The following is a 20,183-nucleotide window of genomic DNA, read 5'->3' as shown; positions in this document are numbered from 1 at the left end:
ACGGGTGAATGAAGAAACGTTCCTTCGGCATCACCCTTCACTCGTCCGGGGGCTACGGCTAGGACTGGCGTCCGACCCGGGCCACCCAGGCGGCGGGCTGGTGGATCTCCTCCTTGGTCGGCAGCGTGTTCGGCGAGGTCCAGACCCGGTTGAAGCCCTCCATGCCGATCCGGTCCAGCACGCCGCGCACGAAGACCGCGCCGTCCTGGTACTGGCGCAGCTTGGCGTCCATCCCCAGCAGCCGGCGCAGCATCAGGTCGAGCCGGCTGGCGCCCCGGTCGCGGCGGCGCTGGAACTTCTCCCGGATCTCGCCCACGCTGGGCACCACCGCCGGGCCCACGCCGTCCATCACCACGTCCGCGTGGCCCTCCAGCAGCGACATCACGGCGGTCAGCCGGCTGAGGATCTCGCGCTGGTTGGGCGTCTGGACCACCTCGAGCAGCGTGCCGCCACCGCCCGCCCGCTCGCCGGGGGCCAGCGCCTCGCGCAGCCGCTCCAGCAGGGCCACCGGCTCCACGTCGGTCTCCGCGAGGAAGGCCTGCACCTCGGACTGGACGTGGTCGCGCAGCCAGGGCACGGCGCTGAACTGGGTGCGGTGGGTCTCCTCGTGCAGGCAGACCCAGAGCCGGAAGTCGTGCGGGTCGACGTCCAGCTCCCGCTCCACCTGCACGATGTTCGGCGCCACCAGCAGCAGCCGGCCCGGGCCGGGCTGGTCGGGGCCGAGCCGGGGCTGGTCGAAGAGGCCGGCGGGGCTGTCCGGCGCCTGCGTGCGGTCGCCGTCCGGTCCGCGGTGGACGCCCGCGGCCGCGCGCCCGGCGGGAGCCGGCGCGGCACCCGCGAAGGTCTCGTACTGCCCGAGCACCTTGCCCGACAGCAGCGCCAGCACGGCGCCCACCTCGACCCCGGTGATCTTCTCGCCGACCAGGCCGAGCATCGCGCCACCGGACGTCTCGGCCCGGCGGGCCGCCAGCTTCTGGGTCAGCGGCCGGATCACCGTGCGGAAGCCCGCCACGTTGGCGCGCACCCAGCCGGGCCGGTCAACCACCAGCACCGGCGCCGAGCCGTCGGCGGCCAGGCTGCTCGCCCGCATGCCGGTGAACTCGCGCACCGCGCCCTCGGCGGCCAGCGCGTGGCGGCGCAACTCGGCCACCACGGTGCGGGCCTCCTCCCGGGTGACCTGCGGCCCGGGCCTGGCCAGCCGGGTCGCCGTCGCGACCGCGAGATTCCAGTCGACCATCTCCGCACCGCCACTCGCGCTCGTCATGCCCTCACCGTACGTGCTGCGTGCCCTCGCCCCCACCCCTTCACCTGCTTCCCCCACCGCGCGGGACGGCCGCCGGCGGGCCGGGATCAGCCGCAGCCGCAGGCGGTGAGCCGGGCCACGATCCGGTCCATCGCGGCGCGGGCCTGGTCGGCGCCGGCCGGGGTGCGGGTCATCAGCGCGAAGACCAGCAGCCGCCCATCCGCGTCCACCACCGTGCCGGCCAGCGTGTTGACGCCGCTGAGGCTGCCGGTCTTGGCGTGCACCACGCCGGCCCCGTCGGCCGAGCCCTGCGCGGGGGTGAAGCGCCTGATCAGGGTGCCGCTGAAGGCGCCGATCGGCAGCCCGGTCAGCACCGGGCGCAGCTCGGGGTGGTCGGGCGAGGCGGCCAGCGCCAGCAGGTCGGCAAGCACCAGCGGCGGGATGGCGTTCTGCAGGTGCAGCCCGCTGCCGTCGTTGATCGAGACGCCCTGCATCGGCACGCCGAGCTTGGTCAGCGTCTGGACCACCGCGGCGGCCGCGCCGTCGAAGCTCGGCGGCTGGTGGGCGGCCAGCGCGACCTGCCGGGCCACCGCCTCGGCCAGGGTGTTGTCGGAGGTGGTCAGCATCCGGTCCACCAGCCGCGGCAGGGTGGGCGAGAGCACCTGCGCCAGCTGGGCGGCGCCGGGCTGGGCCTGCCCCGCCTTGGCCTTGCCGTCCACCGCCACGCCCTGGGCGCCGAGCAGTTGGGCGAACTCGTCGGCCGCCTGGCCCGCCGGGTCGAAGGTCCGGGCCGGCGCCTCGTCGGGCGACCTGGGGTCGATCCGGCCCTCGTCCACCATCAGCGGGACGACCGCGGCGATGTTCATGGCGTCGTGGTACTTGTGCAGCACCGGGCCGGTGTACATCGAGGTGTCGTAGGCCAGGTGCACGGTGGCGACGCCGGCCGCCTTGAGCGCGACGGCGGTCTGCCGGGCCAGTTCGGCCAGCGAGGCGGGCGCCGAGTCGGCGTCCACCGGGGCGCCGCCGATCCGGACCTGGTCGAGCGGCAGGCCGGTGACCGTCGGGTCGCCACCGCCCACCAGGGTGATGTCGGCGGGCGTCGCGCCCGCGACCACCCGGGTGGCCAGCCGCGTGGTCGGCGGCAACAGGTCCAGCGCGGCCACCGCGGTGGCCAGCTTGGTGGTGGAGGCCGGGGTGGCCGGCGACCCCTCGCCCGAGCCCAGCAGCAGCTTGCCGGTGGCGCCGTCGCTGATCGCGAAGGTCAGCGTGCCGAGCGCCTTGTCCTGCAGCAGGGGGGCCAGCGCCGCCTGCAGCCCGGCCTGACCGGGCATCCCCACCGTCCCACCGGTGTCCGCGGGTTGCAGCACCGCGGCGGCCGGCGGCGGCGCCTGGTCCGCGCGGTACGCCTGCGGAGCGGCCTGCGCGCCGCCCGCCAGCAGGGCGAACCCCGTCGCGCCGGCCAGCACGGCCACAACCACCGCACCGCGCCGTCGTCCCTCTGCCCCAGCCCCTGTCACTGCCCGGCCCCTTTCCACAGCACTCCCTCCCGTAGGAGACACTTGGATTCTGTCAGTCCCTACCTTGGAGGAACCGTTGGAGTTCGACGTCACCATCGAGATCCCGAAGGGCTCCCGCAACAAGTACGAGGTCGACCACGAGACTGGTCGACTTCGGCTGGACCGGATGCTCTTCACCTCGACCCGTTACCCGGCCGACTACGGCTTCGTCGAGGGCACCCTCGGCGAGGACGGCGACCCGCTGGACGCGCTGGTCATCCTGGACGAGCCGACCTTCCCCGGTTGCCTGATCAAGTGCCGCGCGATCGGCATGTTCCAGATGACGGACGAGGCCGGCGGCGACGACAAGCTGCTCTGCGTCCCGGCGACCGACCCGCGCTGGGAGCACCTGCGGGACATCCACCACGTGTCGGAGTTCGACCGCCTGGAGATCCAGCACTTCTTCGAGGTCTACAAGGACCTCGAGCCCGGCAAGTCGGTCGAGGGTGCGGCCTGGGTGGGCCGCATCGAGGCCGAGGCCGAGATCACCAACTCGATCAAGCGCCTGCAGGAGTCCGGCGACGCCCACTGACGTGGCGTGGCCGGTCCGTTCTGGGTCCTTCTAGGCAACCTGACGGCAGTTCGTCCCGACGGCCGGGACCGTGGAGCAGCGCTCCGTGGTCCCGGCCGTCGGCGTTGGGCGGGCCCTCAGCGGGCGGCGGCAGCGGTCAGAGGGTGACGGCGCGGATCTCGCCGACCACCGCGGAGCCGCCGTGCAGCGGGGCCGCGCCGATCCGGTCCAGCACCGGATCGGTGTGGCCCAGCCGGCGCAGCACGGCCGCCAGCACCGGGCCGAGCGCCCGGGTGGCGCCGTCGTCGATCTTGAACGCCACGGCCCGGCCGTCCGGGAGCGCCACCGCCTGCACCGCCTCGGCCCCCATCTTGGCGAGCGCACCGGGCAGGCCCCGCATCAGCCAGGTGTCCGGGCGGCGGGTGCCGGCCACGTACTCGGGGTGGGCGCGCATCGCGTCGGCCACCCGGCGCTGCGGGCTGTCGGGGGCCGCGAGCAGCAGCGAGCGGTAGCCGCGGGCCAGGCCCACCAGCGACACGGCCAGCAGCGGCGCGCCGCAGCCGTCCGTCCCCTCGGCGGCTATCGACTCGCCGGTGGCCTCCTCCAGCGCCTCCAGCGCGAGGCGCTGGATCGGGTGGGCCGGGTCCAGGTAGTCGCCGGTCCCCCAGCCGTTGGCCGTGCTGGCGGCCAGCCAGGCGGCGTGCTTGCCCGAGCAGTTCATCAGCAGCCGGGACCGGTGTCCGCCGCCCGCCAGGTGGTGCTCGGCCTCGGTGGGGTCCAGCGGCAGGTCGGGCGGGGTCTGCAGGTCCTCCTCGGCCAGGTCCGCGCCCGCCAGGATGGTCCGCACGCCATCGAGGTGAAACGTTTCTCCGGAGTGGCTGGCGGCGGCCAGCGCCAGCAGCTCACCCTCGATCGGCAGTCCGGCGCGTAGCGTGGCCACCGCCTGGAACGGCTTGTTGCACGACCGCGGGAAGACCGGCCGCTCGGGTTCGCCGAGCGAGAGTTCCACCGAGCCGTCCGGCGCGAGAACGACCAGCGAACCGCGATGGTGGCCCTCGGTGAATCCCGAGCGCACCACCTCGGCGAGGACGGGCAGGACAGCGGCAGTGTCAGGCATAGGGGGGTGGCCTTCCGGAACGCACGAGGGTGATCGGCCGGCCACCGCTCCCGCTGGTTCTCAGTCGGGCAGCGGACCACCGGCGAGCAGGTCGTCGACCCGCGCTTCCCCCTCACGGTACCGCCGGGTGATCTCGGCGCTGCAGCCGTCCGCCGTCCGCTGCAGTCCCTGACGACGGCCGGAGACCTCCCGCTCGTGCGCGGTCAGCCGGTCCAGCGCCGCGAGCAGCTCGGCGGAGGCGTGCGCGGACAGGTCGGCCAGCTGGACGTCGCCCATCAGGGCGTCCGCCTGCTCGCGGTACTGCTCGCCGCGCGGGGTGCCCAGCGTGACGTGCCGGGCCGACTGGCGCACGTGCGAGGGGGCGTCGGCGAGGATCTGCGGCAACCGCTGGAGCAGGGTGTCGGCGTGCGGCCGGTCGGGGTGCGCCCGGTCCGGGTGCAGCGGATCGCAGGGGGCCGGGCGGTGCCGGTCGAAGGTGCGGCGGTCCAGCTCGGCGCGCAGGATGTCCACCCGCCCCTGCAGCAGCCGGCGCAGGTAGGAGAGATCGGCCTCCTGCTCCTGGGCGTCGCGGCGCAGGACGCGCAGCTCGCCCAGGCCGAGCGCGGTCAGTTCCACGCCCGACACCGCGGGCTCGCGGGGCACCTTGTTCGCGTCCATCGACCAACCACCTGCCGTTGTCCCGGTCCCACCCTTGGTCCCACCCTTGCGGCCCTGCGCCCGTAGCACGCCCGACGGTCCCCCCGGAGTTCCCCCGCCCGGCCGGAGCCACCCGGCTGGGCTAGCCGGACCCGCACGAACGGACGATTGGTACGAACAGCTGTCCGCGACCCGCTCGACGCGGCCCGACCTCGCCGGGCGCCCGCCCCGCATCGTGCCACTGCGCGGGCCCCGGTGTGGCACCGATGCACCCGAACGGCCCCGTGGCGAACGGGGGTGGCTGATATGACCTGGTGGCCGCCGTACGGCAGCGGGCGATCCGGGGGTGAACGGCGCACGCCACCGGCGCGCCAGGCCGTTCACGCGCCCGCGGGAGGGACCGGCACAATGGCCCGCATGCGAGCAGTGGTGCAGCGGGTGAGTGGGGCGGCGGTCACGGTGGCCGGCGAGACGGTCGGGGCGATCGAGGGGCCGGGACTCTGCGTCCTGGTCGGGGTCACCCACGGGGACACCGAGCAGCAGGCCGCCCAGCTGGCCCGCAAGCTGTGGACCGTGCGGCTCTTCGACGGCAGCGCGGACCCCGACGGGCCCGGCGAGCTCTCCTGCTCGGACCTGGCGGCCCCGCTGCTGGTGATCAGCCAGTTCACCCTCTACGGGGACGCCCGCAAGGGCCGCCGGCCGACCTGGAACGCCGCCGCCCCCGGTCCGGTCGCCGAGCCGCTGGTCGACGAGGTGGTCGCGCAGCTGCGGGCGCTGGGCGCCACCGTGCAGACCGGACGGTTCGGGGCGGACATGAAGGTCTCCCTGGTGAACGACGGGCCGTTCACCGTCCTGCTGGAGGTCTGAGACGCCCTGCCGGGACACCGGCCAGGAGCGCCCGGAGGCGAACCGCGCCGGAGGGGTGCGAGTGAGCCGAAGGGCGCGCCGGTGTCGAGAGAAGGGCCCCTCCTGCCCGCTGGCGGGCAAGGAGGGAGAGCGACAAGCGACCGACGAAGGAGGGAGCGCCGGAGGGAGGAGCGTCGACACCGGGTCAGGAGCGCCCGGAGGCGAACCGAGCCGGAATCAGGGCGCGACCACGACGTCCTGGGTGGCGGGGACGCTGCCGGCCAGCAGCACGGCGTCCACCGGGACGTTGCGCTTGACCAGGGCGAGCGCGACCGGGCCCAGCTCGTGGTGGCGGGCCGAGGAGGTCACGAAGCCCAGCGGGCGGCTCTGCGGGCCCTCGGAGGCCAGCCTGATCTCGCTGCCGTGCGGCGGCAGCACCTCCTCGGTGCCGTCCAGGTGCAGGAAGACCAGCCGGCGCGGCGGCTTGCCCAGGTTGTGCACCCGGGCCACCGTCTCCTGGCCGCGGTAGCAGCCCTTGTTCAGGTGCACCGCGGTCGCCAGCCAGTCGACTTCGTGCGGGATGGTGCGGTGGTCGGTCTCGAAGCCGAGCCGCGGGCGGTGCCCCTCGATGCGCAGCGCCTCGTACGCCCAGCTCCCGGCCGGCGAGCCGAACCCCTTTGCCAGCTCGGCCAGTTCGGCGCGGGGCAGGAACAGGTCGCGACCGTAGGGGAGTTCGCGCACGGCGGCGGCACCGGTGATCGGCGCGGTGGAGCCGGCCGGCAGGTGGACGACCGCGAACTGCCCGGTGGCGTCGGTGATCTCCACCCGGTACATGAACTTCATCCGCTCCAGGTACTCGACCAGCGCCGGCAGCGTGCCGGGCTCGACGTGCGCCCAGGTGGTGGTGCCGTCGTCGACCAGGTACAGGGCGTGCTCGACGTGCCCGTTCGGGGAGAGCACCAGCGCCTCCACCGCCTGCTGCGGCGGCAGTTCACTGACGTGCTGGGTGAGCAGCAGGTGCAACCAGCTCAGCCGGTCGGGGCCGGTGACGGTGAGCACCCCGCGGTGCGAGAGGTCCACGAAGGCCCGGCCGGCGGCCAACTCCCGCTGCTCGCGGAACAGGTCGCCGTAGTGGGCCGCGACGCCCTCGTCGGCACCCTCGGCGGGGACGGCTCCGGGCAGGGACAGCAGCGGACTCTTCATGCCCGCCAGCTTACGACTCGCGCGGGCTAGGCCTGCGGCTGGGCGAGCCTGGCGGTGCAGTCGGCGCAGCGGCCGAAGATCGCGAAGTGCTTGAGGTCGGTGTCGAAGCCGTGCTGGGCGCGCAGGCTGTCGATCAGCGGGGCGGCGATCGCGGTGTCCGTCTCGGTCACCTTCTCGCAGTCCCGGCAGACCAGGTGCAGGTGGTGGTGACGGCCGGCCAGGTGGTACGTCGGCGCGCCGTGGCCCAGGTGGGCGTGCGACACCAGGCCGAGTTCCTCCAGCAGCTCCAGGGTCCGGTAGACCGTGGAGATGTTGACCCCGCTGGCGGTCAGCCGGACCTGGTGGAGGATCTCGTCCGGGGTCGCGTGGTCCAGCACGTCGACCGCCTCCAGCACCAGCTGCCGCTGGGGGGTGAGCCGGTAGCCGCGCTCGCGCAGATCGGTCTTCCAGTCGCTGGAAGCGGCCGTCCCGTTGTTCGCCACGATGGTGTCCCTGCCCAGATCGAGGTCCTTGCGACCAGTGTAGGGACCGACCCCCGGTCTGGACCCGACCGTGGGCCCGGCCGGGGCCCGACGGCAGGTGCGGCGAGGGGTGCGGCAGCGGCCTCGCGGCGGACTCAGCGGAAGAAGGCGATCCCGTCGTCCGGCAGGTCGTTGATGTCCTTGATCAGCTGGGCGGGGCTGAGCACCTTCTTGAGCTGCGCGGACATGTACGGGCGCAGCGGCACCTCGGGGGCGGCCTTCTCGCCGACCCAGAGCAGTTCGTCGTTGACGAAGCCGTAGAGCCGCTTGCCGCCGCTGTACGGGGCCGAGCCCTCGATCCGGGCGACCGCGTCGGTGGCCACGTTGATCTGCGGCTTGCCGTCGGCGAGCTCGCCGTACCAGACCTCGACCGTGCCGTCGTCGCGCAGCATCGAGATCTCCACGCCGCGCTCGCCGCTGGTGCCGTGCTGGTTGCTGGTGATCCGCCAGAAGGCGTGCTCGTTCTCCAGCGGGCGGACCTTCTCGCCCTCGTCGTCCAGCACCCAGGTGCGGGAGCGGAACTCCAGGAACGGCCGGCCGTCGTGGCGGAAGACGACCTCCTGACCGAAGTTGCACTTCTCCTGAGCACCCTCCTGGCCGGGCAGCGGCGCGAAGACGCCCGCGCCCTCCCAGGTGCCGAGGAGGAAGGCCAGCGGGACGACGTCCTTGTGGAGGTCTGAGGGGATCTCGATCATGGTCCTGGTCGCAGTCGTGGGCGGTCGGGCTACCTCAACCGTACGGGAGGGGTCAGCGCTGGCCCTGGTAGAGCTTCATCACGGAGAAGATGGCGAACCAGGCGATCACGACGCCGACGATGACCAGCAGGCTGGTGTAGAAGATTTCGAGACCACTCACGGCGGGGCTCCCGGTGCGGTGATGCGGACGGACTGAGGACGGCGCCGAGTCTATCGGTCGGTGATCCGCCCGACGCGGTGAGGCCCGCCACACGGCCGCGCCGGGCGGGTCTAGGCTGACGGCGTGTCGAAGAAGCTGGTCATCAAGGTCACCGCCGGAGCCGATGCGCCCGAGCGGTGCTCGCAGGCGTTCACGGTCGCGGCCGTCGCGGTCGCCAGCGGCGTGGAGGTCTCGCTCTGGCTGACCGGGGAGGCGTCCTGGTTCGCGCTGCCGGGCCGGGCCGCCGAGTTCGAGCTGCCGCACGCCGCGCCGCTGCCCGACCTGCTGGAGGCGGTGCTGGCCGCCGGGACGCTCACGCTCTGCACCCAGTGCGCCGCGCGGCGCGGGATCGCGCAGGACGACACCGTGGCGGGTGTCCGCATCGCGGGCGCTCAGGTCTTCCTCAGTGAGATCATGGCCGACGGCGTGCAGGCACTCGTCTACTGACCCGGCGCTACCGCTCGGGCCCCGGACGGTCGGAACCGGGACGGTCGGAGCCGGGACGGTCGGGCCCCGGACGGTCGGCCCTCGGCGGAGCGGCCCCGGGCGGCTCGCGGTCGGGGCGGTCGCGGTCGTGACCGGGTTCGTCCCAGCCCGGATCGTCCCAGCGCGGGTCCTGCCACCAGTCGTCCTCGGGGTCGCGCCGGTTGGCGAAGACCGCGGCCAGCGGCGGGATCACCATGGCGACCAGGCACAGGCCGATCGCCGCGCCCACCGAGAAGAAGCGCACCACGCCCCAGGCCAGGACGAAGAGCCCCAGGCACACGCCCATCATCACGAAGTAGTACATCCGCCGGCGCCGCTGCTGCACCCCTCCACGGTACGGCGCCGGGCCGCACGACGAGGAGCCCCCGCCGCTCACGGGTCAGACCGCGATCGGCACCTCGGTCTGGGCGCCCTGGGAGGCGACCACCACGCGGTCCACGGTCGCACCGGGCACCAGCGCGCGCACGGTCCACTTGCCGGGGGCCGCGAAGAAGCGGAACTGCCCGGTGGCCGAGGTGGGCACCTCGGCGGTGAACTCGCCGCCCTCGTTGAGCAGTCGGACGTAGCCGGTGACGGGCTCGCCGTCCCGGGTCACCGACCCCTGGATGATGGTCTCGATCGCCACGTCAACTCCTGCCAGATCCGGCCCGCCGGCCTTCGCACCACACATGTCTTGGTCTCCTTGCTTCCTGCCGCAGTGCGGTACTCAGGCGCCGATCTCGATCGGCACGCCCACCAGGCTGCCGTACTCGGTCCACGAACCGTCGTAGTTGCGGACGCTCTGCTGGCCCAGCAGCTGGTGCAGCACGAACCAGGTGAGCGCGGAGCGCTCGCCGATCCGGCAGTAGGCGATGGTGTCCTGCTCGAGGTCCACGCCCTCGGCCGCGTAGAGGGCCCGGAGCTCCTCGTCCGACTTGAAGGTGCCGTCGTCGTTGGCGTTCTTCGACCACGGGATGTTGCGGGCGCTCGGCACGTGGCCGGGGCGCTGCGACTGCTCCTGCGGGAGGTGGGCCGGGGCGAGCAGGCGGCCCGAGAACTCGTCGGGCGAGCGGACGTCGACCAGGTTCTTGTTGCCGATCGCGGCGACCACGTCGTCGCGGAAGGCGCGGATCGAGGTGTCCTGGGCCTGCGCCCGGTACTCGGTGGCCGGGCGGCTGGGCACCTCGGCGCCGTCGACCAGGTCGCGGGAGTCCAGCTCCCACTTCTTGCGGCCGCCGTCCAGCAGGCGGACGTCGCCGTGGCCGTACAGCTTGAAGTACCAGAAGGCGTAGGAGGCGAACCAGTTGTTGTTGCCGCCGTAGAGCACCACGGTGTCGTCGTTGGCGATGCCCTTGGCGCTGAGCAGCGCCTCGAAGCCCGCCTGGTCGACGAAGTCGCGGCGGACCGGGTCCTGGAGGTCCTTCTTCCAGTCGATCCGCACCGCGTTGCGGATGTGGTTCTTGTCGTACGCGGACGTGTCCTCGTCCACCTCGACGATGACGACCTTCGGGTCGTCCAGGTGGGCCTGGACCCAGTCGGCGTCGACCAGGACGTCGCTGCGGCTCATGTGATGTGTCTCCATCCGGGGGCGGTTGGCGGAAGGTGAGAGGCGCCCGGCCGGGCCCGGTCCGAGCATCCGAGCCACTTGTCCGAAAATCTGTCCGGATAGTGGGACGGGGCGGAGCGGGAAGTCCCTGCCGGCCGAGTGCCGGGACAGGGAGCCGTCAGGCGGAATTCAGGGGCGGCTGCGGGCGGATCTGCCCAAGCAGGCCGGAAAGCGGGCGTGGTGGCGGGTCAATTCTGCCGGAGCAGGCCGCCGGTCAGCGCATTCGACACAGGCAGGCAGCCACGCGGCAGAGGTCTACCGCCCGCCGCTTTGTGAGGTCCGCCTGTCGCTTCATGTGGACGATGCTAGGGACCGAGGAGCGGCTCTGTCACCAGCGTATCGAATGGCGAGACCAGGATGTTCGCATACTGGGATTTGACCCCTGCTTGGCCTTGCCCCGCCCCGCTCCGCGCCGCCCGGCGGTCAGCCGACCAGCTGCACCTTGGTGCCCTGGAAGGCCAGCGACAGCCCGTCGGCCTGCGGGTTCACCTCGCTGAGGTCCAGTCCCACGGGCATCCCGTCCAGGGCGAAGCTGTGCGAGCCGATCGCCGAGGACACCATCGTGCTCACCCCCGGCAGCGATCCCACCCCGGGCACGTCGCCGACGCTGTCCACCAGCACCTTGTTGCCCTCGGTGCGCAGCTTCACGGTGGTGGAGACCTTCTGCCCGAGCACCTCGACGGTGACCTTCAGCCGGCCGGGCCCGCCGTACCCGAGGCTGCTGCGGCCGTCCAGACCCAGCAGGTCGTGCGCCTGCTGGTAGCTGATCCGCCCCGAGCCGGCACCGGAGTCGACGGTCGCCGACCGGTCGTCGTCGCCGACCTGAACCCCGGTCAACCGGGCGGAGAAGTCGCTGAGTTGGAAGGTGCGCCCGCCGCCGGTGAGCTGGACGCTGTCGGCGGACAGCTTGACCCGGTCCACCTTGCGGCTCAGCAGGTCGGTCAGGAAGGGGAAGTCCTCGATGGTCACCGAGGGCTTGCCGCTCAGGCCCTGCCGGCCGGCGAGCCGGTCCGCCGCCTGGCCCTCGGCCACGTTCAGCGCGATCCGGTCGGCGCCCACCAGCAGCCCGCCCAGCACCAGGACGGCGACGGCCGCTTTGATCCAGATCCGCATCGAGAACTCTCCCCCGTCCGTGGTCGCCCTATCGAGCGATACGACGATCTGACCAGAACCATGGTTCCGCGACCACCGGCGGGGTGGAGCCGTAGCCGCGGGGCGGCAGGGCCGCGACCCGGGACGGCCGCGGCCCCACCGCCCCGCGTCCCGGGACGGTCAGCCGCCGGCGAAGGGCGGCAGCACCTCGACCGTGCCGCCCTCGCTCAGCGCCACGGTGGCGTGGTCGCGCCCGCCCACCGGCTCGCTGTCCACCAGGAAGGAACAGATGCCCAGCACTCGGACGAACCCCGGCCGGTCCGCGTGCGCGGCCCGGGCCTGGTCCAGCGCCTGGGCCAGCGTGGCGGCGCGGTACGGATCCTCGGACCGGCCGGCCTCGGCCTTGGCGGCGGCCCAGTAACGGATGGTCCCGGTCACCAGGGCGGTGGGTTCGGTGGTCGCGGTCATGGCGGCCCCTTTTCGAAGGTGTACACGGACGGTGCCGGTCGATGCCGTGCTCCATGATGGCCCCGTCATCCGTTCGAGCGGGAATCACGCAGGCCAGCCCGGTCGCACCGGGGGCGCACGGCACCGAACGCGAGCGGGATCACGTCGCACGGACCCTTCGCCGACCCGGCGTGTTGGGCTATTCTCATGGCGTAAGGGATCCGGGCAGAGTCGCCCCCGGGTCCTTTTGTGCTTTCAGGACACCGATACGGACGTCCTTGCGAGTGGTAGCCCACCCGTGCCAGGTGCCGCACAACGACGTGCACGCAGCTGGTCCGGGGAGAAGAGCGGACGGTTCGCGGATGAGCAGGGCAGCGTTGTGCCGAGCGGGGTTGCGGGACCCCGGCCCGGCGCCCCGGCCCGCTCTGCGCACCCACGAGTCCTCCGCTGTCACGCGACCGCGACGACCCGGAAAGGGGACGACCCGGGTATGAGTTCTCTCCTCCTGCTCACCAACGCGCTGCAGCCCTCGGCGGAGGTGCTGCCGGCCCTGGGGCTGCTGCTGCACCAGGTGCGGGTGGCCCCGGCCGAAGGATCGGCCCTGGTCGACACCCCCAGTGCCGACGTCATACTGGTCGACGGCCGGCGCGACCTGCCGCAGATCCGCAGCCTGTGCCAGCTGCTGCGCTCCACCGGCGTCAGCGCGCCGCTGATCCTGGTGGTCACCGAGGGCGGGCTGGCCGCCGTCACCGCCGAGTGGGGCGTCGACGACGTGCTGCTCGACACCGCGGGCCCCGCCGAGGTCGAGGCCCGGCTGCGACTGGCCACCGGACGCCAGCAGCAGGCCGCTGTGGACGACTCCCCGATGGAGATCCGCAACGGCGACCTCTCGGTGGACGAGGCGACCTACTCGGCCAAGCTCAAGGGCCGGGTGCTCGACCTCACCTTCAAGGAGTTCGAGCTGCTCAAGTACCTCGCCCAGCACCCCGGCCGGGTCTTCACCCGCGCGCAGCTGCTGCAGGAGGTCTGGGGCTACGACTACTTCGGCGGCACCCGGACGGTGGACGTCCACGTCCGCCGGCTGCGCGCCAAGCTCGGCGTCGAGCACGAGCAGCTGATCGGCACCGTGCGCAACGTCGGCTACCGCTTCGTGGTGCCCTCGCAGGGCGAGCGCGGGGAGCGCGGCGCGGTCGAGCGGGACGTCGCGGAGCAGGCCGCCGAGCAGGCCGTCGCCGGCGCGCTGGAGTCCTGACCGCGGCCCGGCCCCACCGCCACGGCGGGGCCGGGCGGTGACGGTGGCGGGCCCACCCGGCGCCCACTGGACAAACACGCGTAGACTCCGTGCGTGGCCAAGGTGACGCGCGACGATGTAGCCCGACTGGCTGGGACCTCGACCGCGGTCGTCAGCTATGTCATCAACGACGGACCGCGCCCTGTCGCGCCCGCGACCAAGGAGAAGGTGCTCGCCGCGATCGAGCAGCTCGGCTACCGGCCGAACAGCGTCGCGCAGGCGATGGCCTCCCGGCGGACCAACCTGATCGGCATGATCGTGCCGGACGCCCGCCAGCCCTTCTTCGCCGAGATGGCGCACGCGGTCGAACGCGCCGCCTCCGACCGCGGCAAGCTGGTCCTGATCGGCAACTCGGACTACGTCGACGACCGCGAGATGCACTACATCCAGGCGTTCCTCGGGATGCGGGTCTCCGGCCTGATCCTGGTCAGCCAGGGCGCCCCGCAGCGCGCGGCCAAGGAGTTCGCCACCATGGAGGGCGCCAAGGTCGTCCTGCTGAGCCGGCGGCCCGACACCATCGACGACGTCTCGGTGGTCACCGACGACGTGGGCGGCGCCGAACTGGCCGTCCGCCACCTGCTCGAGGTGCACGGCTACCCCTACGTGGCCTGCTTCGGCGGCCCGGTCGCCTTCCCCGCGCCCGGCGACCCGGTCATCGACCACGTCGAGGGCTGGCAGCGGGCGATGGACGCGCACGGCCTGGACAGCGCCCCGCACCTGGTCGACGCGCCCTTCCACCGGTACGGCGCCTACGAGGTGGCCGTCGAGCTGCTGCGCTCGCCCGACCGGCCGCCGGCCATCTTCTGCTCCACCGACGACCAGGCCATCGGCGTCCTGCGGGCGGCCCGCGAGGTCGGCCTGCGGGTGCCGCAGGACCTGGCGGTGGCGGGCTTCGACGACATCCCCGAGGCCGCGCTGGCCGACCCGCCGCTGACCACCATCGCCAGCGAGCGGGAGGCGATGGCGCGGGCCGCCGTCGACCTGGTGCTGGACGACTCGCTGATGGTGCCGGGCTCGGACACCGAGCGGGTGCGGAAGTTCCCCTCCCGGCTGGTGGTCCGGCGCTCCTGCGGCTGCGGCGACGAGCAGGCCGCACAGTAGCGGGTCTTTATGAGAAGTCAACGGGCTTCTCTGGCCGTTCTGACCCCACTCTCATGAGATCTTCATCCGGTGGGCGGACGTTGGGTCCATGAGCGACCAGCACCGCAGTACCGCAGATGAGTCGGGGCACCCCCTCCCGCCGATGCCGGCGGAGGCTCCCACTGCTCAGTACCTCCACGGCTACGCCTCCTTCGCCGAGCCGTCCGCCGAACCGTCCGCCACGGCCTTCGCCCAGGACCCCTACGACGGGGACCCCGACGGCGGCGACCCGCACGGCACCGACCCGCAGGGCACGCCGCCCGGCTCCCCCGGACACGCCCGGCGGGCCGCCCGCGGCGGTCTGCTGCGCGGCCGGCTCGCCCTGGTGACCGCCGTCGCCGCGGTCGCCGCCGTGCTGGGCGGACTGGCCGGCGGCACGCTGGCCGGCGCCAGTGAGCACAGCGCCGCCACCGCCGGCAGCACCGTCGTCAGCCCGGTGGCCGCCCGGGCCGACGGGACGGCGAACGTGGCCGCCATCGCCGGCGCGGTCTCCCCCAGCGTCGTCCAGATCACCGTGCAGACCAGCCAGGGCACCGCGACCGGCACCGGGGTGATCCTCACCGCGAACGGGCAGATCCTCACCAACTACCACGTGATCTCCGGCGCCGTCAGCGACGGCGGCACCATCGGCATCACCTTCCAGGACGGCTCCAAGGCCGGCGGCACGGTCACCGGCACCGACAAGTCGCTGGACGTCGCGGTGATCACCGCAGGCGGCCGCACCGGCCTGACCCCGGCCGTCCTCGGCAACTCCGACTCCGTCGCGGTCGGCGACTCGGTGGTGGCCATCGGCAATCCCGAGGGCCTGACCGGCACCGTCACCTCCGGCATCATCAGCGCCAAGAACCGTCAGGTCACCGTCCAGGTCGACGAGGGCTCGACGCGCGGCAACGGCGGGTTCGGCTTCCCGAACCTGCCCGGCTTCGGCGGCCGCTCCTCCGGCGGCTCGGGCGGCTCGGGCGGCTCCGGCTCGAACTCCACCGGCACCGACACCGCGACCTACCAGGCCCTGCAGACCGACGCCGCCCTCAACCCCGGCAACTCCGGCGGCCCGCTGATCAACGCCGGCGGGCAGGTCATCGGCATCAACTCCGCGATGTACTCCGGCAGCGGCTCCAGCTCCAGCGCCGCCGGCACCAACCAGGCCGGCAGCGTGGGCCTCGGCTTCGCCATCCCGATCAACGCCGTCCAGCAGGTGCTGCCCAGGATGCAGGCCGGGCAGACGCTGTAATCCCGCCGGCCGGCCGCCCCCGTTCCCCCGCAGTCACCCCGCACAATGGCAAGACCCCTTCCGGACCCAGAGAGGGCCAGACCGCCGATGACTCCCCCCGCCGACGACCGCACTCCTGCCGAGCAGCAGGCCGCCCCGGCCCGACTGCTCGTGGTCGACGACGAACCCGCCCTGCGGGACGCCCTGGAGAGCAGCCTCGCCTTCGAGGGCTACGAGGTCACCACCGCCACCGACGGCTACGAGGCCCTGGAGGCCGTCGAACGCGACCAGCCCGACCTGGTGCTGCTCGACATCATGATGCCGCGGATGGACGGCCTCACCGCGGTGCGCCGGATGCGCTCGCGCGGCGACACCGCGCCGGTGCTGATGCTCACCGCCCGCGACGCCGTCGGGGACCGGGTCACCGGCCTGGACGTGGGCGCCGACGACTACCTCGCCAAGCCCTTCGAACTCGACGAACTGCTCGCCCGGGTCCGCGCCCTGCTGCGCCGCAACGCGCTCGCCACCGAGGCCGCGGCCCGGGCCACCGCCGTCGAGGACGACTCCGAGGTGCTCGCCTTCGCCGACCTGCGGATGAACACCGCCACCCGCGAGGTCACCCGCGACGGGCGCCCGGTCGAGCTCACCCGCACCGAGTTCATGCTGCTGGAGATGTTCCTGGCGCACCCGCGCCAGGTGCTGACCCGCGAGCAGATCCTCAAGGCGGTCTGGGGCTTCGACTTCGAGCCCTCCTCCAACTCGCTGGACGTGTACGTGATGTACCTGCGCCGCAAGACCGAGCAGGGCGGCATGCCGCGGCTGATCCAGACCGTGCGCGGCGTCGGCTACGCGCTGCGCGCACCCAGCGGCTCGGCGGCCTGAGGACGATGACGCAGACAGAGGTACGACGGGGGCGGCTCACCGGCTGGTACCGCAAGAGATCGCTGCGCAGCCGGCTGGCGATCCTGGCCTCACTGGCGGTGGCGGTGGCGATCACGGCCTGCTCGGTGGCGTGCTGGTTCATCGTCCGCGAGAAGCTGTACGACCTGCAGCGCCAGCAACTCGCGGCGGCGCCCGCCGGCCTGCCCACGCTGCCGATGCTCGACGTCAACACCGTCTGCGCGGCCACCCCGCAGGCCGCCGTGACCGAGCTGCAGGCCGCCAACAACACCCTGGCCCACCAGTACCCGGCGCTGACCACCCGCCCCAACCGCTGGGACAGCCAGCTGCTCACCAGCGACGGCAGCCAGGTCTGCCTGGCGATCGGCGCCAACCCCTCCGCCGTCGTCAAGGTGCAGCCCTCCGACCAGGACGCGCTCGTCCTCGGGCGCGACCAGGTCGAGTACCGCTACGGCAGTTACCTCAACGGCGAGCGCGCCATCGTACGGCTGAGCCACATCCAGGACCCGCGCTCGCACGTCAACTACGTGCTGCTCACCTCCACTCCGCTCAACAAGGTCGACGACTCCCTCCAGCAGCTCGCCCTGCTGCTGCTCGGCGTCGCCGCGGTCGGCGCGCTGGCCGCCGGGATAACGGGCCGGGTGGTCGCCCGGGCGGCGCTCAAGCCGGTGCACGACCTGACCGACGTGGTCGAGCACATCGCCCGCACCGAGGAGGTCGGCGGCACCATCCCGGTGCACGGGCACGACGAGATCGCCCGGCTCTCCAGCTCGTTCAACTCGATGAGCACCGCGCTCGCCAACTCCCGCGAGCGGCAGACCCGGCTGATCGCCGACGCCGGCCACGAACTGCGCACCCCGCTCACCTCGCTGCGCACCAACGTCGACCTGCTGATCCGCAGCGACGACACCGGCCGCCCGCTGCCGCCGGCCACCCGCACCAAGCTGCTGGCCTCGATGAAGGCGCAGATGCAGGAACTGACCCTGCTCATCGGCGACCTGTTGCAGCTCTCCCGGCCCGACTCGCCGCGGCCGGGGCAGAACACCGCCATCGTCGCGCTGCACGAGATCACCGGCCGGGCCGTCGAGCGCGCCAAGCTGCGCGGGCCGGGCCTGAGCTACGACGTCGTCCTGGACCCCTGGTACGTACACGCCGACCCGGCCACGCTGGAACGGGCGGTGATGAACCTGCTGGACAACGCGGTGAAGTACAGCCCACCGGCCGGCACCATCGAAGTCGCCCTGCACGACGGGCGGTTGATCGTGCGCGACCACGGCCCGGGGATCCCGCCGGAGGAACTGCAGTACGTCTTCGACCGGTTCTGGCGCTCACCGTCCTCGCGCCAGCTGCCCGGCTCCGGGCTGGGCCTGTCGATCGTGGCGCAGACCATCCGGGACTCCGGCGGCGAGGTGGCGCTGGGCCCCGCACAGGACGGCGGCCCCGGCACCCAGGCAACCGTGCGGTTGCCGGGTGCGGCGGAGCCGCCGGTGCCGACCCCGGCGGACCGGGGACCGGATCAGTCCTGATCGCTGCCGGCACCCAGGACCGTGATCCGGTCCCGGGCCGGCGCCGCCAGCGGGCTGCTGGGCGAGCTGTGCGCGCCCAGGTAGGCGACCAGCACGTCCAGGTCGGAGGGGCCGACCAGCTTGTTCGTCCCGGCCGCGAAGGCCGGGAAGCCGTCGCCGCCGCCGGCCAGGAACTCGTTGGCCGCGACGCGGTAGGTGGCGGCCGGGTCGATCGGCGCACCGCCCAGGCGCACCGAGTCGGTGACGATCCGGTCCGCACCGCTCTTCGTCAGGTCCAGCGTGTAGTGCAGGTTCGCCGAGGGCTGCAGGATCTTGGGCGCGGCCAGGTTGAGGCCGCTGACCTGCTGGCGCAGCACGTCGAGCAGTTGGGCCCCGGTGAGGGTCTTGACCTGCATCATGTTGGTGAACGGCTGGACCGTGTAGGCCTCGGCGTAGGTGACCACGCCGTCGCCCTCGGCCCCGGTGGCCTTGTAGACGAAGTCGGAGCGGATGCCGCCGGGGTTCATGAAGGCGACCTGCGCACCGCCCAGGCTCGGCGCCGACATCCCGGCCAGCTGGGCGTCGGCGATCAGGTCACCGCCGGGCTTCTCGAAGTCGCTGCTGCCACGGCCGTTGATGTCCGCGCCGATGTAGCCGACCGGCCGGTTGGCGATCGGCGCCGCGAGCGTGCGGTAGTAGTCGATCAGGCTGGTCAGGTCGGCGGCCTTGGGCACGTCGCGTCGCACGATGTGGTTCGCGGCCTTGACCGAGGGGCGCACGATGGTGCCGGTGCTCCTGTCGAGCTGCAGGTCGATCTCGGTGTAGAGCCGCCCGAAGGAGGCGGCGCTGGTGACCGAGCGCGGCACGCCGTTGGGGTCCGGGATCATGCAGGCGTAGGCGTTGTGGGTGTGGCCGGTGACGATCGCGCCGACCGCCGGGTCGATGTTCTTCGCGATGTCGACGATCGGCCCGGACAGACCCGAACCACCGGCCCCGCAGTCGTAGTTGTAGACGTTGCTGGCCGGGTACCCGCCCTCGTGCACGAGCGCCACGATCGAGTTGACGCCCTTGCTCTTGAGCTCGGCGGCGTACTTGTTGATGGTGGCGACCTCGTTGCCGAACGACAGGCCCTGCACGCCCGCGGCGGTGACGATGTTCGGGGTGCCCTGCAGGGTCACGCCGATGAAGCCGATCTTGACGCCCTGCGACTTGGTGATCCAGTACGGCGGCAGGATCGTGCGGTGGGTCCTGTCGTCGGTGACGTTCGCCGCGAGGTAGTTGAAGTTGGCGCCCTTGAAGGTGCGGCCGGGGGCGTAGCAGCCGTCCACCGGGTGGCAGCCGCCGTCCTGCAGGCGGCGCAGTTCGGCCGCTCCCTCGTCGAACTCGTGGTTGCCCACCGCCGTGACGTCCAGGCCGAGTTCGTCCATCGCCTCGATGGTCGGCTCGTCGTGGAAGAGGCCGGAGATCAGCGGGCTGGCGCCGACGATGTCGCCCGCCGCCACGGTGATCGAGTCGTCGGCGCCCTCCCGCGCCTGGCGCAGCGCGGTGGCCAGGTACTCCAGGCCGCCGGCCGGCGTGGCGACGGTCCTGCCGGTCACCGGGTCGATCTCCTGGACGGTGCCGGAGGAGCCGGCGGGCGGCTCCAGGTTGCCGTGCACGTCGTTGATCGCGAGCAACTGCAGGTTGGCCAGCCGCGGCTGGTGGGCGTTGGCCGCCTGGGCCACCCCCGGGGCCAGCAGCGCGCCGACCAGGCCCGCGGTGGCAGCGGCCGTGAACGCCGCGCGGTGGACGGCGCGTTGACGGAAACGAAGGTTGGGCATCAGTCAGGGTCCCCTGCACCTTGGTGGCCCCACGGGTGGGGCCGGGCCGACGGCTGGTGTCACATGTGCTGAGCGACCAGTGCAGCTTAGGGTTGACGCGCGTAGTTGGCAGGGCTTTGAACGGAACGGGAGTATTTCTTTAACATCGGAGGCGGGCGGGGCGTCCCCGCCCCGGCCCGG

The 20,183-nt window shown here is 72.9% G+C and carries 21 protein-coding genes and 1 pseudogene; 8 read left to right on the top strand and 14 right to left on the bottom strand.

The window, feature by feature from the left end:
- Positions 1-58 precede the first annotated feature (58 nt).
- Together ABD323_RS09210 and dacB are read right to left on the bottom strand one after the other, a co-directional pair.
- On the bottom strand, positions 59-1,264 hold the full coding sequence (locus tag ABD323_RS09210) for a zinc-dependent metalloprotease (protein WP_344440757.1): 1,206 nt from the start codon (positions 1,262-1,264) through the stop codon (positions 59-61).
- An 86-nt stretch (positions 1,265-1,350) separates the two neighbouring features.
- Positions 1,351-2,721 carry a D-alanyl-D-alanine carboxypeptidase/D-alanyl-D-alanine endopeptidase gene (gene dacB, locus ABD323_RS09205; RefSeq protein ID WP_344440756.1) on the bottom strand — a complete coding sequence of 457 codons (1,371 nt, stop codon included), beginning with the start codon at positions 2,719-2,721 and terminating at the stop codon, positions 1,351-1,353.
- 115 nt (positions 2,722-2,836) lie between these two features.
- On the opposite strand from dacB, the gene ABD323_RS09200 reads away from it, so the two are divergent.
- Positions 2,837-3,331, top strand: coding sequence for an inorganic diphosphatase (locus ABD323_RS09200; protein ID WP_344440755.1), 495 nt, complete (start codon positions 2,837-2,839; stop codon positions 3,329-3,331).
- 136 nt (positions 3,332-3,467) lie between these two features.
- On the opposite strand, the gene ABD323_RS09195 is transcribed toward ABD323_RS09200, so the two are convergent.
- Entirely contained in the window at positions 3,468-4,427 is a 960-nt protein-coding gene (locus tag ABD323_RS09195) for an asparaginase (protein ID WP_344440754.1), read from the bottom strand.
- Positions 4,428-4,487: 60 nt separating this feature from the next.
- The gene (locus tag ABD323_RS09190; protein WP_344440753.1) at positions 4,488-5,084 is read right to left on the bottom strand and encodes an RsiG family protein; all 597 of its coding nucleotides are present in this window, start codon (positions 5,082-5,084) and stop codon (positions 4,488-4,490) included.
- Between the two features lie 396 nt (positions 5,085-5,480).
- Here ABD323_RS09190 and dtd point away from each other — a divergent pair, with 396 nt between their 5' ends.
- Positions 5,481-5,930: a D-aminoacyl-tRNA deacylase gene (gene dtd / locus ABD323_RS09185; protein WP_344440752.1), complete on the top strand. Its 450-nt coding sequence runs from the start codon at positions 5,481-5,483 to the stop codon at positions 5,928-5,930.
- 216 nt (positions 5,931-6,146) lie between these two features.
- Here the strand turns inward: dtd and ygfZ are convergent, their stop codons facing one another.
- From ygfZ to ABD323_RS09170, 3 genes are all read right to left on the bottom strand, one after another.
- Positions 6,147-7,112 (bottom strand): CAF17-like 4Fe-4S cluster assembly/insertion protein YgfZ, encoded by a 966-nt coding sequence (ygfZ, locus tag ABD323_RS09180; protein ID WP_344440751.1) that lies wholly within the window; start codon positions 7,110-7,112, stop codon positions 6,147-6,149.
- Between the two features lie 26 nt (positions 7,113-7,138).
- Complete coding sequence (locus tag ABD323_RS09175; protein ID WP_344440750.1) at positions 7,139-7,594, bottom strand: Fur family transcriptional regulator; 456 nt, start codon at positions 7,592-7,594, stop codon at positions 7,139-7,141.
- Positions 7,595-7,728: 134 nt separating this feature from the next.
- Positions 7,729-8,328 carry a heme-binding beta-barrel domain-containing protein gene (locus ABD323_RS09170; RefSeq protein WP_344440749.1) on the bottom strand — a complete coding sequence of 200 codons (600 nt, stop codon included), beginning with the start codon at positions 8,326-8,328 and terminating at the stop codon, positions 7,729-7,731.
- A 283-nt stretch (positions 8,329-8,611) separates the two neighbouring features.
- Between ABD323_RS09170 and ABD323_RS09165 the strand changes: the two genes are divergently transcribed.
- Positions 8,612-8,974 (top strand): DsrE family protein, encoded by a 363-nt coding sequence (locus ABD323_RS09165; protein WP_344440748.1) that lies wholly within the window; start codon positions 8,612-8,614, stop codon positions 8,972-8,974.
- Positions 8,975-9,089: 115 nt separating this feature from the next.
- Here the strand turns inward: ABD323_RS09165 and ABD323_RS09160 are convergent.
- From ABD323_RS09160 to ABD323_RS09140, 6 genes and pseudogenes are all read right to left on the bottom strand, one after another.
- A pseudogene (locus ABD323_RS09160) lies at positions 9,090-9,338 on the bottom strand (DUF3099 domain-containing protein); the annotation flags it as partial.
- 54 nt (positions 9,339-9,392) lie between these two features.
- A complete protein-coding gene (locus ABD323_RS09155; protein WP_344440746.1) occupies positions 9,393-9,683 on the bottom strand; it encodes a DUF1416 domain-containing protein in 291 nt (96 codons plus the stop codon).
- Positions 9,684-9,719: 36 nt separating this feature from the next.
- Positions 9,720-10,559, bottom strand: coding sequence for a sulfurtransferase (locus tag ABD323_RS09150; RefSeq protein WP_344440745.1), 840 nt, complete (start codon positions 10,557-10,559; stop codon positions 9,720-9,722).
- 253 nt (positions 10,560-10,812) lie between these two features.
- Positions 10,813-10,893: an Ms5788A family Cys-rich leader peptide gene (locus tag ABD323_RS45955; RefSeq protein ID WP_369405619.1), complete on the bottom strand. Its 81-nt coding sequence runs from the start codon at positions 10,891-10,893 to the stop codon at positions 10,813-10,815.
- A 128-nt stretch (positions 10,894-11,021) separates the two neighbouring features.
- Complete coding sequence (locus ABD323_RS09145) at positions 11,022-11,711, bottom strand: LmeA family phospholipid-binding protein (protein WP_344440744.1); 690 nt, start codon at positions 11,709-11,711, stop codon at positions 11,022-11,024.
- Between the two features lie 159 nt (positions 11,712-11,870).
- Positions 11,871-12,158: a MoaD/ThiS family protein gene (locus tag ABD323_RS09140; protein ID WP_344440743.1), complete on the bottom strand. Its 288-nt coding sequence runs from the start codon at positions 12,156-12,158 to the stop codon at positions 11,871-11,873.
- Between the two features lie 469 nt (positions 12,159-12,627).
- On the opposite strand from ABD323_RS09140, the gene ABD323_RS09135 reads away from it, so the two are divergent.
- The 5 genes from ABD323_RS09135 to ABD323_RS09115 all read left to right on the top strand — a co-directional run bounded on the left by ABD323_RS09135 (position 12,628) and on the right by ABD323_RS09115 (position 18,204).
- Complete coding sequence (locus ABD323_RS09135) at positions 12,628-13,389, top strand: response regulator transcription factor (protein ID WP_344440742.1); 762 nt, start codon at positions 12,628-12,630, stop codon at positions 13,387-13,389.
- 93 nt (positions 13,390-13,482) lie between these two features.
- Entirely contained in the window at positions 13,483-14,529 is a 1,047-nt protein-coding gene (locus ABD323_RS09130; RefSeq protein ID WP_344440741.1) for a LacI family DNA-binding transcriptional regulator, read from the top strand.
- Between the two features lie 88 nt (positions 14,530-14,617).
- The gene (locus ABD323_RS09125; protein WP_344440740.1) at positions 14,618-15,799 is read left to right on the top strand and encodes a S1C family serine protease; all 1,182 of its coding nucleotides are present in this window, start codon (positions 14,618-14,620) and stop codon (positions 15,797-15,799) included.
- 87 nt (positions 15,800-15,886) lie between these two features.
- Complete coding sequence (locus ABD323_RS09120; protein WP_344440739.1) at positions 15,887-16,660, top strand: response regulator transcription factor; 774 nt, start codon at positions 15,887-15,889, stop codon at positions 16,658-16,660.
- A gap of 5 nt (positions 16,661-16,665) precedes the next feature.
- The gene (locus tag ABD323_RS09115) at positions 16,666-18,204 is read left to right on the top strand and encodes an ATP-binding protein (RefSeq protein ID WP_344440738.1); all 1,539 of its coding nucleotides are present in this window, start codon (positions 16,666-16,668) and stop codon (positions 18,202-18,204) included.
- Here the strand turns inward: ABD323_RS09115 and ABD323_RS09110 are convergent.
- Positions 18,195-20,003 (bottom strand): bifunctional metallophosphatase/5'-nucleotidase, encoded by a 1,809-nt coding sequence (locus tag ABD323_RS09110; RefSeq protein WP_344440737.1) that lies wholly within the window; start codon positions 20,001-20,003, stop codon positions 18,195-18,197. The genes ABD323_RS09115 and ABD323_RS09110 overlap by 10 nt on opposite strands.
- Between the last annotated feature and the right edge of the window lie 180 nt (positions 20,004-20,183).

It is taken from the genome of Kitasatospora nipponensis (assembly GCF_039528135.1).
Lineage (GTDB): Bacteria > Actinomycetota > Actinomycetes > Streptomycetales > Streptomycetaceae > Kitasatospora > Kitasatospora nipponensis.
The sequence above is the reverse complement of the archived record's forward strand: the minus strand, read 5'-3'. Positions and strand labels throughout refer to the sequence as shown.